The 15803-nt window shown below is 43.5% G+C and carries 14 protein-coding genes; 1 reads left to right on the forward strand and 13 read right to left on the reverse strand.

Features of this window, described 5'->3' with window-relative positions; translation table 11 throughout:
• Positions 1-220, forward strand: a 220-nt coding sequence (locus HZY94_RS10385) for a hypothetical protein (protein WP_218925733.1), incomplete at its 5' end; no start/stop codon positions are given.
• A 65-nt stretch (positions 221-285) separates the two neighbouring features.
• Here HZY94_RS10385 and HZY94_RS06790 read toward each other — a convergent pair.
• The 13 genes from HZY94_RS06790 to HZY94_RS06850 form a co-directional block, all read right to left on the reverse strand.
• Entirely contained in the window at positions 286-819 is a 534-nt protein-coding gene (locus tag HZY94_RS06790; RefSeq protein ID WP_179925562.1) for a GNAT family N-acetyltransferase, read from the reverse strand.
• Positions 809-982: a hypothetical protein gene (locus HZY94_RS06795; RefSeq protein ID WP_179925563.1), complete on the reverse strand. Its 174-nt coding sequence runs from the start codon at positions 980-982 to the stop codon at positions 809-811. Before HZY94_RS06795 ends, HZY94_RS06790 begins: the two co-directional genes overlap by 11 nt.
• A 213-nt stretch (positions 983-1195) precedes the next feature.
• Entirely contained in the window at positions 1196-2035 is an 840-nt protein-coding gene (locus HZY94_RS06800; RefSeq protein WP_179925564.1) for a DUF3114 domain-containing protein, read from the reverse strand.
• Positions 2036-2114: 79 nt separating this feature from the next.
• Positions 2115-4160, reverse strand: coding sequence for a DUF7657 domain-containing protein (locus tag HZY94_RS06805; protein WP_228064581.1), 2046 nt, complete (start codon positions 4158-4160; stop codon positions 2115-2117).
• On the reverse strand, positions 4132-5067 hold the full coding sequence (locus HZY94_RS06810; RefSeq protein WP_179925565.1) for a glycosyltransferase family 2 protein: 936 nt from the start codon (positions 5065-5067) through the stop codon (positions 4132-4134). The genes HZY94_RS06805 and HZY94_RS06810 overlap by 29 nt, the downstream gene beginning before the upstream one ends.
• A 44-nt stretch (positions 5068-5111) precedes the next feature.
• On the reverse strand, positions 5112-7739 hold the full coding sequence (locus HZY94_RS06815) for an LTA synthase family protein (protein ID WP_179925566.1): 2628 nt from the start codon (positions 7737-7739) through the stop codon (positions 5112-5114).
• Entirely contained in the window at positions 7736-9481 is a 1746-nt protein-coding gene (locus HZY94_RS06820) for a rhamnan synthesis F family protein (RefSeq protein ID WP_179925567.1), read from the reverse strand. Before HZY94_RS06820 ends, HZY94_RS06815 begins: the two co-directional genes overlap by 4 nt.
• Complete coding sequence (locus tag HZY94_RS06825; RefSeq protein ID WP_179925568.1) at positions 9478-10833, reverse strand: glycosyltransferase; 1356 nt, start codon at positions 10831-10833, stop codon at positions 9478-9480. The genes HZY94_RS06820 and HZY94_RS06825 overlap by 4 nt, the downstream gene beginning before the upstream one ends.
• Before the next feature lie 3 nt (positions 10834-10836).
• Positions 10837-12054, reverse strand: coding sequence for an ABC transporter ATP-binding protein (locus tag HZY94_RS06830; protein ID WP_179925569.1), 1218 nt, complete (start codon positions 12052-12054; stop codon positions 10837-10839).
• Positions 12054-12857 carry an ABC transporter permease gene (locus tag HZY94_RS06835; protein ID WP_179925570.1) on the reverse strand — a complete coding sequence of 268 codons (804 nt, stop codon included), beginning with the start codon at positions 12855-12857 and terminating at the stop codon, positions 12054-12056. The genes HZY94_RS06830 and HZY94_RS06835 overlap by 1 nt, the downstream gene beginning before the upstream one ends.
• A complete protein-coding gene (locus tag HZY94_RS06840; protein ID WP_179925571.1) occupies positions 12854-13798 on the reverse strand; it encodes a glycosyltransferase family 2 protein in 945 nt (314 codons plus the stop codon). Before HZY94_RS06840 ends, HZY94_RS06835 begins: the two co-directional genes overlap by 4 nt.
• The gene (gene cps2T, locus HZY94_RS06845; RefSeq protein ID WP_179925572.1) at positions 13795-14940 is read right to left on the reverse strand and encodes a beta 1-4 rhamnosyltransferase Cps2T; all 1146 of its coding nucleotides are present in this window, start codon (positions 14938-14940) and stop codon (positions 13795-13797) included. The genes HZY94_RS06840 and cps2T overlap by 4 nt, the downstream gene beginning before the upstream one ends.
• A gap of 145 nt (positions 14941-15085) precedes the next feature.
• On the reverse strand, positions 15086-15631 hold the full coding sequence (locus tag HZY94_RS06850) for a hypothetical protein (RefSeq protein WP_228064582.1): 546 nt from the start codon (positions 15629-15631) through the stop codon (positions 15086-15088).
• Between the last annotated feature and the right edge of the window lie 172 nt (positions 15632-15803).

A 15803-nucleotide genomic window follows, 5' to 3' on the forward strand; every position in this document is an offset into this window, starting at 1 on the left:
ATGGGATAGCCTTTCTCAGTATTTTGTCGTAATTATATTGTATCAAGACTATCTCCATAAAGCAAAAAAGCAACGGCTCTTAAACCGTTGCTTTTTTGCTTTAGTCAGAGAGACTTTTGTCCCAAACGCTTTTTCTATACTTTCCTATTTTTTTCTAAACTTTTGGGGCAGATTTGGGGCAGACAGTTTTTTCTTCTTAAATCTTAACGAGTTTATTTGACAGACTGATACCTGCCGACCCTAGTCGTTTTTGAATAAACAAAAAACCTCCACAAAAGGAGGGAATTAATCTAAATTAAATATATCAAAATATGGATACAAGCCCAGTTTTTCGACCGATGCTATATTCATAAATAGTTTTTGGAATTTCATTCCTGGTATAAAAGGATGAAGCTCCTGAAAACCTCGATTTTCGTAAAACTCAGAAGCTTCCGCCAAAGCTTCTAAATAAATACCTTTTATCGGAACCAAGCAATTTACTGTCAGAGCCATCTTAAGGACGGAAGCAAGTAGTCTTGATCCATAACTTTGATTCTGGTACTTTTTTTGGATCGCTAATAGGTCTACACTTAAAACAGGATAGCGCTCCAAAGGATGCTCTCCTTTTTGGATTAAGCTGGTGGTTCCTAGAGAAAATGCAATGAGTCCAAATAAATTCCCAAGCTGGTTTACTAAACCTAAAACTCTTCGATCTTCATACTCTTTATTAAAAAGCTTTCTCACTTCATTATTAATTTTTACGACACCACAATCAAAATTTAATGATTCTATTGGCCCAATCCAAGAATACAAGTCTACTAATTGTAAATTATCTTCCACCAGCTACGAATTTCTCCTCGACTTTTATTTGCATTGCCTTCGTAAATCTATCGATAGCAGACTGACTTGGTTTATCGGTATTATTCAAGATGGATAGAACTCTTTGTCTATCTTGTTCATTTTTTACGATAATATCCATCCTAGCACGTTTCATAACAGCCATTTTAACAGTCCTCCAGTCCAATCGTTTGACTATTATTATCGCAAATAAATTGGATAACTTCAAGCAAAATCGTTACAGTAAGCTGACTCACTCCCTTATCCTTTAACTTATCTACACTTCATTCCAGGTGGAAATAAGCAACTATTTTTGGAGATCCCTGGATATGAAGAAATTCCTTACTACCATCTTTCATCATATACGGTGATACTTTCCCTAGCTCTTTCGTACCAAGCGGCGGAAGTCACGCGCTTGGTCTTTTACTAAACCAGCGAGGGAGCGGCCTGCTTGAGAATAAGGGCCCTGGGTAGACCAAAAAGAACGGTCATCTGAGCCCCACCGCTTCTTACTAGGGGAACGGTAGCCTCTTAGTTTTTTACGTCGGAAGCGGGGATCGTGCCGACCGATTGGGGCGATATCCAAATCCTTGTGGCGGCAAAAACCACCATAATTAAAACTAGCCCCATTGATAATCCCTGCTTCTGTGCTTCCTTCTGGATCCAGGATATTCAAAAATCGCCCCTGGCTATCTAAAATAAACTCAACCCGCTGCCGGTAAAGAACTTTTAGGTTGACGCTGGCTTGGTTGTCAGGATAGCTCCTCTTCCCTTCCACCAAAGAAAGTTTCTGATGCAAGCGGCCACGATCCCAAAGGGTATAAAAGCGGCCCTTTAAGTAGCGGGCTAGGGCTTGGCGGTCGGTCATACCTGGATCTCGAAAATGTCTGCGGATATACTGGGCCTGCTGGGTCGAAATCAGGTAGCGCAGCTGATGTACTTGGCGATTGCGCAATCCCGCCTGATCCAGGCTATTCTGAGGAAAGGCTTGCTGGATCGTCTGGACCAACTGCTTCCAAAAGCGATCATGGGGAGCTAAATCAGGATGAAAGGCAGCCAAAAGACGCTGCAATTCCTCTTGATCATCGGTCAACTCCGCGGGCATTTCTAGGAATTCCAGGAACCAGATGAGACGGTCGATGGGTTTCGAATGCTGCCGTTCTTGCCATAAATGATAAAAATTTGAACTCCCAATTGTTAAAGAGGATGATTTGTACATAGGTTTGTCCTTACCTGTTTTTATCAGAAAAACTCCAAGTTCTACGCTCGAGGCACGAAAATTTGGAGTTTTTTACTATTTAATGAATGACCTCAAAAATCCGATTGCCGTCTAAATCAGGCCCATAGAGTTGTCGGAAACGATTCTCCCCAAATAATTCGGGAAGGTTGCGATTGCTAATAATATAGCTCACCTGTAATTTCTCCAGATCTACAACCGCCAAACTGATTTTTAAGACATCAGGGGAGGGATTTTCCATACTTGTTGCATCATCTACCAATAGATAACGCATGTGAGAATACCGATTCCACTGCTCCTCCATTTTGGATTCTGGATCGAGAACTTTCATCAGTTCAATATCCGGATAGAAGCGAACCCCATCCAGAGATTTTGCCCCAAGCATCTGCGGTAATTGGTAATAATAACCATTCTCCGTCATCCACAGAGCCGCAGGATGCTCATTTTTTAGTTGCTTCACCTCTAAGGCAAGCGCCTTATTTTCAATTACATCCAAGCCCTGAACAACTGGATTAACAGTCATTCCCGATACGAGAATCATCCCCAATAAGGGAAGCAGAGCCATTTTTCTTCTAAAAACAAATAAAAGATAGGTCAAGCTAAAGAGGCCTAGAATGATAAAAGAAGCGCTAGGGCTTATATAATGGATATCTAACGACTGATTGTTAATGAGCCATACAAAAAGAACAAGAGCTGGTACCATACCTAGTAGCAAAGAAAGCCAATGCCTGCTTCTTTCTCTAAACAACAAGCCAATAAACCAAATACTAGCAAAGACTCCGCTAACCGCTGCTGCTTGCCAGGCCCGATTGGACGTCACAAAACTAAACAATGTAGCCTTGGAAATGATTTCGGGAATCTCCACAAAAGCATAGACTGCTAATAAGGTTGTAAAGAAAACGAGGAAGAGACCAAAGAGATTGTCCCAGACCTGCTCCTTTTTGATAACAAAAGGAATCGCCAATAGAAAAAACCAAACAAATTGGAAACTCGTCGCCAACTCCACTTGATTCATGTAGCTTGGCGTACGGAATGGTAAAACAACATTTTGCAAAAACTCAATAAATTGGGCTAAAGCAAAGCCCCCACCAACACTAATCCGACTACCTGGATAAACCGTATTAAGCGTTAAAGTCAGAGCATCCCGACTAACCCAAAGGCTATAACCAGTAATAGAGACAGCTACCAGTAAGGTTAGGCCCATCAGCAACCAATCGAAGAGCTGGAGTTTTTTTACCTGAATCGCCTTCAAAAGTTCAATCAAAAAGAAAGCTCCAACCAAGTAGGCAAACGGAATCTGGAAGGCTGGATAAATCACGAGCACAAAACCAATCATCGCACTGGCTAAAAAACTAGCCATCAGCAATTTGAACCATTTGTTCTCCTGATGGAAATAATGGTAAATACTCACCATCATCAAAAGAGCATAAAAAACGACATCCCCTAGGTGCTGCATAAACCACCATTGAATGGCGGGTGTAAATGTAATCCATAAGGCCCCGATGCTCGAAAGCCATTTATTTTGCTTGGTCAAAATCAGCGAAAATTCATAGGCCAACAAGAGCATAGCTAGTATTTTAAAACACCAATACCAGGACAAACCAGTGGCAGCACTAAAAAATAGAAAGCCCCAATTAAACGGTTTTCCAAGGACGGAAATATGCCAAACTGGAGAATTATAAGCCACAATCATATTTTGGCCAGATAAGGCATAATTTGGATTGTTTAACGGATTCCCACTATTGGCCTGAGCCAGGTAAAAAGGCGTCTGCACCAGCCACTCATCCGAACGAATCATACGGGGCACCCCCGCAATCGTCCCATCTGAACGAGGCGGAAGTGAAATCCAATCCGATAGATTTTTTTGAACATCAATGTGTTCAGCCTCACCATCCAGGTCGTTAATCGTAACTCCCCGAGTATGATTGGAGGTCTCACTAATTCCATAATTATTCCAGTTACTGATTGAACTTCCATGAAGCTGGAAGGAAACACCCACAATAAATAATAGTAGAGCAATCAGATACCGGTATTTGAGAAATCCATTCCCAATCTTTTTCAGAAAACCAAGACTCCGACTACTTCTCACTTCTTGCATAATAATCATAGACTTTCAATTCATATTGCATGCGGTTCTGTCTGACCACGGTATCTAAGATAAAACCAGCCACAAAAGACAAAGCAGCCAAAATCATCAAACCAGTTGCTAAGACCGCAGAAGGAAGTTTATCAATAAAGCCTGTATTGGCAAATTCTGTAATCACAGGAATCCCAACGAATAAACCAACCATGAAAAAGAGAACGGTCAGCAGACTGAAAAACACCAAGGGTTTGTAGTCTTTGAAAAGGTTAAAGATCATTTTTAAAACTTTAAAACCATCTGAAAAGGTACTCAATTTAGACTCACTACCCTCTGGCCGATCCTTATAGGTAATTGGGACTTCAACCAATTTAAAACGTTTATCCAGAGCATGAATAGATAGTTCTGTTTCGATTTCAAAGCCTGGAGATAGCACTGGGAAGGTTTTAACAAATAATTTGTTAAAACCTCTATAGCCAGTCATGATGTCATTGTAATCTCCTCGATATAGACGATTAATCAAGCCCTTTACAAGATTATTGCCGAAACCATGGAAACCACGTTTATTTTCTTTTTCGTAGGTCCCATTGGATAGGCGATCACCAATGGTCATATCAGCCAGACCTGCTCGTAAAGGCTCCAGCAATTTTTCCACTTCTGCAGCAGGATAGGTATCGTCAGCATCTGCCATGATATAGTAGTCAGCATCAATTTCGCGAAACATGGATCGTACGACATTCCCCTTACCTTGACGCGGTTCAAAGCGTACGATTGCCCCTGCTGCTGCTGCCAACTCATTGGTCCGATCACTTGAATTGTTGTCATAAACATAGATATCGGCATGCGGTAAAGCTTTTTTAAAATCTTCAATTACCTTTACAATGGTCAGTTCCTCATTGTAGGCTGGCAATAAGACCGCAACTTTTTCTGTCATTCTTACTCCTCTATTCTCTAAAACATGAATGAATCGCATCCATTCTATGGAAGCTCAAAGAAAGCTGAGGTCTTTGAACTAAATCCCTTTCCTGACGTAACATCATATTGAATGATCGCCAAGTCCTGCTCAGCTTCACTACTCCGATTGAACTGGCCATCAGGACTTAATTGACGTCCCTTTAAAACCTCATCCAACAATGCATAGTAGGGAGATACTTTTGAATTGGTTTGTTCTAATAGAGCCGCTCCAAAGTCACTTGAATTGACCATTGGATGCTCCGCTTTAATATTATTTTTATTGGACCAGATGAAATAATCCGTTTCAAATTGTAAATTTGGCTGCTCTGTAAAAACAGATAGCGGATAGAAACCTGGAAGGTGATCGCCGTAGAAAACAACGGTGATCTCCTTATCGATGGTCTTTAACTTCTCCAAAAATTCTTTAGTGGCTGTATCCGTATGACGGAGCAAGCGGGAATAACTTGTTAGATCTGCATTTTGTTTATCATTCAACAAAGGATTTTGGCCCACTAACTCAGCTGGCTGGCCTGACGACCATGGAACATGGTTTTGCATAGTGATGACAGAGAAAAACTGATTTCGTTCCGGCTGAATTTTGGACAGAACTTCATTGTAGACAGCACGATCACTAACATTGACCCCCTCCAAGGTTTTATCCTGAATGGTATCTGGACTATCACTGGTGAAATAGAGATTTTCAAAACCTAAGTCCTTATAAATATTAATTCGGTTATAGTTATTGGCTCCTGAAGGATGGATCACATAGCTATCCTGACCTGCAAATGAGCGTGAAATCGATGGAAGATAGGCCATATTTGGTACGACCTCAACATAGAGGTTTGAAGTTGAGCCTGAATAATTATAGAAAGGCAAGCCGGTCAAGCTTTGGAACTCCATATTGGCCGTTCCACCCCCATAACCATCACTGTGCATCTGTCCACTTGTGGTCTCCGCCTTTATCTGTTGAATATTAGGGATAGGATTTTGTGAAATCTCATTTCCTGGAATTCTTCGCGGATCCGCAAAACTCTCGCTGAGTACATAAATAACCGTTTGATTTTTAAGAGACTTATCCCGCGTTTGGTTTAGAGCGTCTGCTTTTTGACGATACTTGGCAATAACCGCTTCAACTTGCTGCTGGCTGTAATTTTCCGGTGCTTCCATCACAACCTGGGTTAATTGACGACTCCACACATAGGCTAGGGATTTATAACTAGCATTAATAGACAGCCCCTGCCAGGTCACGTCAACCCAATTGTGTAGAGCACTGATAACCGGTACATTATTGGGAACTTTTCCTTTTTCCTCCTGTTGAAAGGTTGTGCTTGTCACATGAACCAAGCCCAAAAAGACCACCAACAAAGCGAGCCTAGGCTCCCATTTTGTAAAAATCCGTTTACTTGGCATAATCGTTTGAATATTCCAAGCCACATAGAACAAAACGGCAATAACAACTAAAACTGTTAAAAATAAGGCAACATCTACAAAGGAAACAAAAAGTTGCGGTTCCCAAATCCAAATAAAATCAGTGGGCAACAAGGGTTCTTGGCGGTATTGATTCTTAATACTATTTACAATCGCAACTCCGCTTCCTATCAGCAAAATCAGCAGGCTGGCATAGAGATAACGATTAAGCAGCACGTAAACCATTAAACAAAAGGCAAAAATAGTGATGACTTGGAAAAGCGTCGCCATGGGGAAAATATATTTTCCAACAACCTCCCCTACTTGCACCACCCCTGCCTGAAAGAGCAGATTAAACAGCACAGCAAAAACCAAGCTTGAGAACACAGCATTGGCCCTGCCAAAATGGTGCAGACCAATTTCTCTCAGACTGTTATAGTAGCTTGCAAATAGCAGGAAGCCAATCACAAACCACAATAGACTTTGACCCGCTATGTAACTTAGATAGGGGCCAAGCTGGTTCTCTGTCGCCAGACTGGTCACCGGTCCAGTTACAAATTCCAAAAAGAGTGAATTTGTCAGCATCAAGGGCGCCATGGAAGCCATGGTCCAGACGGAACGGCGGGCTCGGTAGAGACCGGTCTCTTCAAAATTCTTGAATACATAGAATTCCCGTTGTACAATTTTTAGCGCAAAAGCAACCACAAGGATGATGGACAAGCTATAAAAATGCACTTGGGTTAAGGGATGAATCCTAAACAGGTCTTGAACCTTAAAGTTGGGATTATTGAGCTGGCGAGACCATTCCAATAAAAATAGCAAGGGAAAATAAATCAGATAGCCAATTAACAGAGGAAAGATACTCTTGAGCTTTGTATAGGGGAGGGTTAAGAGTCCCGCAAATAGGACAATAAACAGGTAAAATAGCAGAACTCCTTCCGTCGTTAGACCAAGGAAGTTATGATCTTGTCCAAGAAAATAATTGGACAGGAGCACCACTGTTAAAGCTAACATCAGGCAGACATAGGCTAGTTCAAAAGCACGCGCTGCCCAATCTTGCCCCTTGATCCAAGCCTGAATCGACTCGTATTTTTCTTTGGCATAAGCTAAAAGATTCTGTCGCCAATTTTCTTGGACTTTTGTCCAACACTCTTGGCTATCCTCAAGCAGGATACTGCTTTTGGCCATAATCAGGTTCTTGGCTTCCAAATAAAGTCGGTTTAAAGATTCTCGAATCTGGTTCATGAATATTTAGCCACCAATCGTTTCAGAATGTATTTAATCGCCCTGGCCGGACCAAGTACAATGTACTTAAGCGCTCCCTTGATCCCGCCTAGATAGTTAAAATCAACAAAGGTCGGTGGATGCAAATCGCCATTCAAATTCAAGAGTTTGTTATCTATAAAGGGAGTTAGCACTTTTGGACTAGGTGAGATCCGAAAATCATAGCCTTGGTTCCAAGCAATGTAGACCAAAAGTCGTTCCATGGCATGCAGAATGGAGTTCTGAGGAAGGGGTTCCTCTGGGATAGCCTCTGCCTGAAGATCCAACTCAAAAAGCGGTTTCAAGGCCTCATAGCGGAACCAAGCAAAGCTACCATAACTCATGACAAAGGTATCCATCCTTGCAAAATCAATAGTCTTAGAGAGGCCCATATCCTCCCATAATTGATTCATGGCTGCTGCCATTTGGTGTTCATTCCAAGCTGTTACGATACGATTGTAGCGGAAAAAACTTGGAATATCGGCGATGACCAAGCCGAGATTTGGCTGCTTCTCAAACTGGGTGAGGATGGCTGCCGAAGGTTCCACCAACATCTGAATCAGCTCGCGGCGCCAGGATTCCCCAGCCCAAAAATCAGCTTCTTTAGACTTTTTGGTATGGAAATGGCCTACATAATCATAAGCTGCCAATCGCTCTTTTAACAAAAGCATCGGGAACAAATCACGCCCGCGATTACCTGTCACAAAAACTTCCTGATTATCCTGCTGCCCCGTCTTCTCTAAAATCTCTGCCTTCTTGGCCTCGGTATCCGTTGTTAGGAAGAGATCATAGACAAAGGGAAACTGCTCAAAAACGGTCAAAAATTCTGGCAAGAGATCCGTATAAAAAACATGGAGATGGATCGCTACACGCCCCTTCAACGGGCGAAACTCCCGCAGATTTGACAGGTATTTTTGGCCCAAAAGATAGGGGCTGTCTGGTTGATTAACCATCGACATGTGATAAACAATCAGGTCTATTGGATAGTCACTTTGGGTTTGGATAGTATCCAAAAGGTAGGGCGCAATGCTCTGATTGGCATCCAGCGCCTTGACCTTAAGGAAGGGCAAACCAACCTCCAGAATTCGCCGAGGATTATAATAGGTAAAATCCGGATGTAACATGCCCTCGGTCGCTTCCTGAGTCGTATCAAACAAGGCCTTGTACTGAAAACCCCGCTCCAGAAAATAAGTCGTCACGCCCGACTCATAATGATTAATCACATCTTGTACATTTTCATAATCTTGCACATTTTGCCAAAAATCAAAGAAGCTTTGGTCCTGTAAAATGGATTTTTTAAAGGTTAAAAAATAGCTTTGTAGGTGCTCTGGGAACTCCTTGGTCGCTCGAAAGTTGGTCAAGCCCCAAAAATCAATCTGTTCATCAGCTTCCATGCCTAAAAAATGGGGTGTAAAATCCCAAATGGGACCGAAACAAGTATCATTCATCAGGGTTAGGGAATCGAACTCCTCTAACTTGGACCAACCCAGGTTTTTCATAGCATCCCGCCAAGCTGCAAAGTCAAAACCACTATTGGCTCGCTCCCAGACTTGGTCAACCAAGGCCTGGCCCTTCAAATCTTGAAGACCCTGCTCCGGCAGAGGGCTATTGCTAACCACTAAAACCTGTGAAAAAAGCGGCCGCATCTTCTTCAACTGATAAAGGACGTGGGGACTTACTTCCTGATTTTTATTGTAATGAACATAGATAAGCAGTCGCTTCATTTTCTTCTCCTAAACAAATCAATCACCTTCGTGGTGATTTTCCAACGCCGGGAATTTTTCATTATTGTATTTTCCATCTCCAGACGCTGGTAGTTTTCTCTTACTTGCTCTAACTCTTTCTGGTTAAAAAGCAACCGGTCCAGCAAGGTTTTAACCAAGTAATCGGCTGCTTCAACCTGGTCAATCTGACTCATTTTGTAACTCAATATTAACTTGTCTCCCTGCTTTTCTTGAGGGAGATCATAAATCAACTGTGGATCTGAATCCTTGAAGAGATACCCCTCTCCAAAAGACAGGCCATTGGACCAGCTAGGGGGAAGGAGGGTTCCGTCCGACAACCGGACCTCAACCCTATCATAAAAACTTGGCCGTTCTGACAGATCAATCCGCACACGGCTACAATTTTCTGGCAGCACAATTTCGAGATTGCCCTGTTCTTTCAAGGCAAAGGATTGGCTTTGTTCAGGTCTAAAACCCGAGGACTCGTCTGAGAAAAAGACTGTCACCGATTCAAAACCAATTCCCGCCAAGCCTGCCGCAGCCTGACTCAACTCCCATTCAAAGGCATTAGCCCGTTCCAAGAGGAGATCAACCAGGGATTCGGAAATTCGCTCCGGGTAACGTCTGACATAAGCTTTTTGCGTTGCCAGCAATTTCTCGAAACGGTCTTTCTGCTCTGCATAGGAGCGAGGTCGCGAATCCGATCCTGTATTCACAACATAGGCTACCGTTGCCTCAGGTAAATAACTAAGCTTGGTCCGTTGAAACAACTCCAGCTGCAAATTAAAGGTGTCATCTGCCGTGGTTAGATCCAAACACTGATTGGCAGCCAGCATCAACTCCCGCTCGACTAGCCAGGTCGAGGCCATGGTAAAACCTCGGGTTGCCAACATCTTCTCATAGCTATCCGCAAGGGGAATGGTCCCAGACTCAAAGCCAGCAGCGCTGACAAATTGGCCTCTTTCATCATAAATATCAAAATCGCTATTGGACCAGGCCGAATCTGGATTCGCCTCTAGCAGGTCGACTTGTTTTTGGAGCTTATGGGGATCCAACCAAAAGTCATCCCCATCACAACGGGCAATGTATTTGCCTTTGGCCTTGGAACAGAGCTCGACCCAGGTTTTAGCAATTCCTTGATTCACCGGATTTGAAAAGATCAAAACATTATCAGGATGTTTTGCTTGGAAGGCCTGAATGATGTCCCCAGAGGAGTCCGTGGAGGCATCATCGACAATGAGAATTTCAACAGGAAAATTCTTCTCTTGCGCCACAAAACTCGCTAGGGTCTGCTCAAGCCAGGGAGCCTTATTGTAGACTGTGCAAAGAATTGAAACCACTGGTTGTGTCATTGGTCACTCCATTTCGTCAAAAGTCCAGTTTCCATTTCGCTGAATCAAGCCACTTGCAGAATCCAAGGCAGATCGGTCATCTGCCGCAATATCTGTTCGTTGAACCATGATAATCGGGGTTTGGGTTGCATCTGAAAAAGCTAACATTTTCCCTTCTGCATCCCGGACGGTTACTTCCAACTTCATTTTGAGATTATTCACCGTCGGTAAGGAACAACGGTAGTGAATTTCTTGGTGACCTGAGGAAACCTGATGGGCATCCATTGAATTATCGTTATAAATCCAAATATTCCGATCAATATCGGTCAAAGACAGGGCGATATAGGTTTCCATTTCTTCCTTGAGATCATACTGAATTCGGAAATGGATCTCATCCCCTGGGCTAGTCTGAGTCGGCGACAGCAAGTCCAGCTGAAAGTTCTCAACCACTTGCTCTTCTGCTTGTGCCGGCTCACTCGCTTCTTCTGCTTGCAGGGGTGCGGTATTGTCATAGCTATACTGATTGGCAACATTCTCTGGATTGCCGTAAGCCTTGACCAAACCATGTTCAATCAAGATCGCCTTATTACAGAACTTTTTAACCGCACCCATATCATGGGTTACCAGAATGGTTGTTTTCCCAGACTGCTTGCGTTCCATAAAGTAATCATTACATTTCCGTTGAAAGGCTTCATCACCAACAGCCAAAACTTCATCCAGGATCAAGATATCGCTATCCGCCTTAATGGCCACCGAAAAGGCCAGACGGACCTGCATCCCACTGGAATAGTTCTTGAGCTTCTGGTTCATAAAATCCCGCAATTCCGCAAACTCAACGATCTCATCATACATGGCATCAATTTGAGCCTGGGTAAAACCAAGCAGGGCTCCGTTTAAATAAACATTTTCACGGCCGGTCAATTCCGGGTTAAAGCCAACACCGAGCTCAATAAAGGACACCAATTTCCCATCAATCCGGACCTCCCCCTGCTCAGGCTGGTAAATTTCCGAAATGATTTTCAGAAGTGTCGATTTACCAGAACCATTCCGCCCGAGAATGCCAAAAAAATCACCCTTTTCGACTTCGAAGTTGATATCCGTTAAGACATGTTGCTCTGTATAGCCCTTGATCCCTCGGAGGCGATTGATCAAACTCAGCCGCAGGCTGTTGGTTGCTTCTGTTGGTAGTTGGAAATATTTACTGACATGTTGAACAGAAACAGCAATTTTGTTCTCTTTCACTATAAAATCTCCGCAAACTTCTTAGCATTTTTCCTAAAAATTCCATAGCCAAAACTAAAAATCAGCAGCGGCAAGAGATAGGGAATTAGGATTAAAAAAGGATTGGTGACCAGTTGCCACACGGTTGTATTAGCTGGATCAATCAGGAGATAACGGGCGTCCTGAATCATCTGAGCCATTGGGTTCATCATCATGATCTTGGCTGCCAGTTCATTCTGATTGGCCACAAAACTAATCGGGTAGATAATCGGGGTGGCGTAAAGACCCGCCTGCAAGACTACTTCCCAAATTTGTAGCGAATCTCGGAAACGGACAAAAACAGTCGACAAAAGAAAGGCCAGACCTGAGGCAAACAAGAGCAGCTCCAGAAAAATTGGCAAGACCAAAATCACCTGCCAGGACAGGCTAACCCCGTTAATCAAGGCAAAAATAAAGACAACCGCCAGATTAATCAAGAAATTAATCCCTGCTCCAGCCACCGCTGAGAGAACAATGATTTCCTTGGAGAAATTCAACTTCCGAATCAAATCCCCGCGGGACACGATAGAGACCATGCCCATCGAGGTCGCTTCCGAAAAGAAGGACCAGATCACATTGGCCAGTAAGAGAGCCACCGCAAAATGGGGCACATCACCGCCCAAACGTAAAAAGCGGATAAAGACCAGATACATAATGGTAAACATCATGAAGGGTTTCAAGATCGACCAGAGGTAACCAATCGCGGATCCCTGGTAGCGTAACTTAAAATCCGTCTTGATGAGTTCTTTCATCAAGATCCAATTTTTCTGTTGAAACAGATTCATGGATTGCTCCTTTTGTAAAATAATTTGGTAATAATCAGCGTTCGAAAAACTAGGGTATGGAACCAGCGGTTTTTGCGATAGCCCCTGCCAAAAATCCGGCGAATCCGCTCCACAGGTCTCTGCTCCAAAATCGTAACAAATTCCTCCACCAACACCCGGTTCTCAGGCTCGAGCGGCAATTCGAGAAGGTTGCGAGCCTGTTCTTGACTATCGTGGATTAAGGTCCAATACTTTTGGAAGAGACGCTGGGGACGAATCCAATTAGCCATCCGTTTGCGCAGGGTTCGTGCCCCCAGAACATTGTGGTCATGTTGGCGATAGAGCTGGGTCACTTGATCTAGATAAATAAGTTGACCCTGACTAGCCGCCAATAGAGCCAGGTACCAATCATGCATGAGCAGGGCGTGTTTCTCCTGCCCTGTCCAGAGACTGGCCAGAGCCTGATTAATCAGGGTTACCCCTCCCGTCACTGTATTCTCTGTTAATTCTGCCAACAGACTTGTATTGGCATGGTCTGATTGACTACGGATCATACTCGCAGCCAAAACTTGAAGCTGGGCGTCCACCACACTGAGGTCTGTGTAGACCAAGGCCGGTTGGCGAACATCTACTTGAGCCAGGGCCTCAAGCTGGACTGCCAATTTGTGGGGAAGCCAGACATCGTCCTGATCAGAAAAGGCATAGGCCTCTGCCTCCTCCGCCTGCAACAGAGTCCAGAAGCTCTGAATCACACCAAGGTTTTCTTGGACATCCGGGTTAATCCAACGAATCCGTCCATCACGCGCCTGGTAGTCTTCGATAATCGCATGGGTTCCATCACTCGATCCATCATCGCGAATCAGGAGACGCCAATCTTCTACGGTCTGCCCCAGAATCGAATCTAGCATCTCCGCCAAGTAAGCCTCCCCATTGTAGGTTGACAGCAAGATCGCAACCGTCATGCGTTAAACACTCCTTCATAGTCTTTCACAATTTTCTCCCACGAGTAGAACTCACGCATTCTTTTTTTAGCTTCCTCACCTAGATGACTTGGTCGTTTAGTATCAATTTTTTCAAGCAGCGAAACCAAATCACCCGGCTCCTTAGTCCAGTAAAGCGCTGTATCCTCAGCCACCAAGCGGTTAAAATCAACGCCCAAGACCAAGTTCACATCACTCTGGGCCAAGGCTTCCAAGAGACCCGGATTGGTTCCGCCAACTTCATGGCCATGGAGGTAGGCATAGGCCTCCTGACGAATCTTCTTGAGTAGATTCGGATCATAAACTGTTCCGACAAAGCGAATCCGAGGATCCTGGTCAAAACCGGTTTGCTGCCGCAGCCTCTCAAAGTAGGCCGAACCCTGGTAGTTGCAGACCAATACCAAGGGCCGCTGACTGGCTGTCTGCATAAATTCCCGAAGCATGGTCTCATAGTTGTTCTCAGCCACAAAACGTCCCACAATCAGGTAATAGTCACCCGCAAGCAGGTCCCACTCCTTTAAAAAGGCTTGGAAATCCGTCGAATCAGTTGCCAGATTCGAAGCTTCTAAATCCGTCCCATAGGCAATGGTTGTCACCGGCAGCGAGCCATAAGTCTCATCCAAATAGGAGGCAATCCCGGGGTTGTCCGCCACCACCAAATCAGCCTGCCGGGCCATGACCCGTTCTGCCAGCTTCAGATAGGCGCGCACGGGCTTGGACCACTTGGTCCGCCGCCACTCCAAGCCATCCGGATTAATCAACAACCGTCCACCCAAGCGGTGAATCCGTTTGATAAAGAAACGAATCAGTGGTCCCATGGTATTACCTAAAATATAAAAAACAGGCTTGTCAGACCCCGACGCTTCCGCCAACTTCAAGGCATAGTGCAGAGCCATGGTATCATAGGCAATCACCCGGGCTGGACCCAACTGGGGAGGACAAATCGTGAAGCAATCCGTCCCTTGGAAATCAAAATGCTGGTAAGAGGCCTCATCCGACAAGCAAGCAACATGATACACAATACGAGGATCCTGCTTGCGGGTTACCAATTCTTGCACAAAGGTCTCAAAACCACCATATTTGGCCGGCAATCCACGACTACCGATTACATAGACATCTTGCATCGCGACACTCCTTCCCATAAGGTTACATTCCTTAATTATACCACAGCTCAGACAACAGTCCAAATCAATACAAATCCTATAACCATAAAAATCACGGCATATACCGTGATTTTTATATCTCTCATTCCGAGAGGTAATAGCAGCACTAAAAGAAGAATGGGGATAATTTCTCGCCCAGTTCTATCAATTGCAATGCGACGCCTATCCCTGCTGGGATTTTAGGGAGAAATCCTTGAATTGAGCTCCAAGCTTTCTTGAGCTTTATCTTCTTGGGGCTATCGGAAGATATCTCCGATTGAATCGTCTCAATATCATCAATAATAATTTCCTTATCATCCTCTGAAAATATATTTAATCTAGCTAAGTCCTTCAAAATATCTGAGCAGAGTTTTTTTACTGTTTCAACATCCGTCACAGACACATTATTTACCGATGATATAGTTCCAGTCCCAACCGCAGAAGCTGTTCCATAATTATTTTCAATATTTTGTGTAATTTGAGACATGGCTTGATTTACTCCTGTTAATTCCATTATTTTTTGAGATAATTGGTCATTTATATAATCAACTAACGGCTTGAAGGCTTTCTTCAAAAACTCTCGTATTTTATCATTAAACTTTTTAGAGGAAGTTAAAAGAAATGCACAAGATAATCCTGATAAATCAACATCATCTTCTATAATTTTATTCAAATAATCATAGCAGAGTTTTAGATGTTTAGATTCCTCTATAGGAATACTAATACTAAATAAAAATCGAATTTTGAATTATAATAGATTGTATGAAATTGAAATTAGATAAACAACAAGAAACTGAATTGAGATTAGCTCTTAGAAATAAAGACTACGCTACTTATCATAGACG

Source organism: Streptococcus danieliae (assembly GCF_013415245.1).
In the GTDB taxonomy this organism is placed as follows: domain Bacteria; phylum Bacillota; class Bacilli; order Lactobacillales; family Streptococcaceae; genus Streptococcus; species Streptococcus danieliae_A.

What these genes read in the sequence shown, in the direction of transcription:
- HZY94_RS06795 (WP_179925563.1), bottom strand. Translation starts at nt 982, where the DNA reads ATGGCTGTTATGAAACGTGCTAGGATGGATATTATCGTAAAAAATGAA.
- HZY94_RS06800 (WP_179925564.1), bottom strand. Translation starts at nt 2,035, where the DNA reads ATGTACAAATCATCCTCTTTAACAATTGGGAGTTCAAATTTTTATCAT.
- HZY94_RS06805 (WP_228064581.1), bottom strand. Translation starts at nt 4,160, where the DNA reads ATGATTATTATGCAAGAAGTGAGAAGTAGTCGGAGTCTTGGTTTTCTG.
- HZY94_RS06810 (WP_179925565.1), bottom strand. Translation starts at nt 5,067, where the DNA reads ATGACAGAAAAAGTTGCGGTCTTATTGCCAGCCTACAATGAGGAACTG.
- HZY94_RS06815 (WP_179925566.1), bottom strand. Translation starts at nt 7,739, where the DNA reads ATGAACCAGATTCGAGAATCTTTAAACCGACTTTATTTGGAAGCCAAG.
- HZY94_RS06820 (WP_179925567.1), bottom strand. Translation starts at nt 9,481, where the DNA reads ATGAAGCGACTGCTTATCTATGTTCATTACAATAAAAATCAGGAAGTA.
- HZY94_RS06825 (WP_179925568.1), bottom strand. Translation starts at nt 10,833, where the DNA reads ATGACACAACCAGTGGTTTCAATTCTTTGCACAGTCTACAATAAGGCT.
- HZY94_RS06835 (WP_179925570.1), bottom strand. Translation starts at nt 12,857, where the DNA reads ATGAATCTGTTTCAACAGAAAAATTGGATCTTGATGAAAGAACTCATC.
- HZY94_RS06840 (WP_179925571.1), bottom strand. Translation starts at nt 13,798, where the DNA reads ATGACGGTTGCGATCTTGCTGTCAACCTACAATGGGGAGGCTTACTTG.
- cps2T (WP_179925572.1), bottom strand. Translation starts at nt 14,940, where the DNA reads ATGCAAGATGTCTATGTAATCGGTAGTCGTGGATTGCCGGCCAAATAT.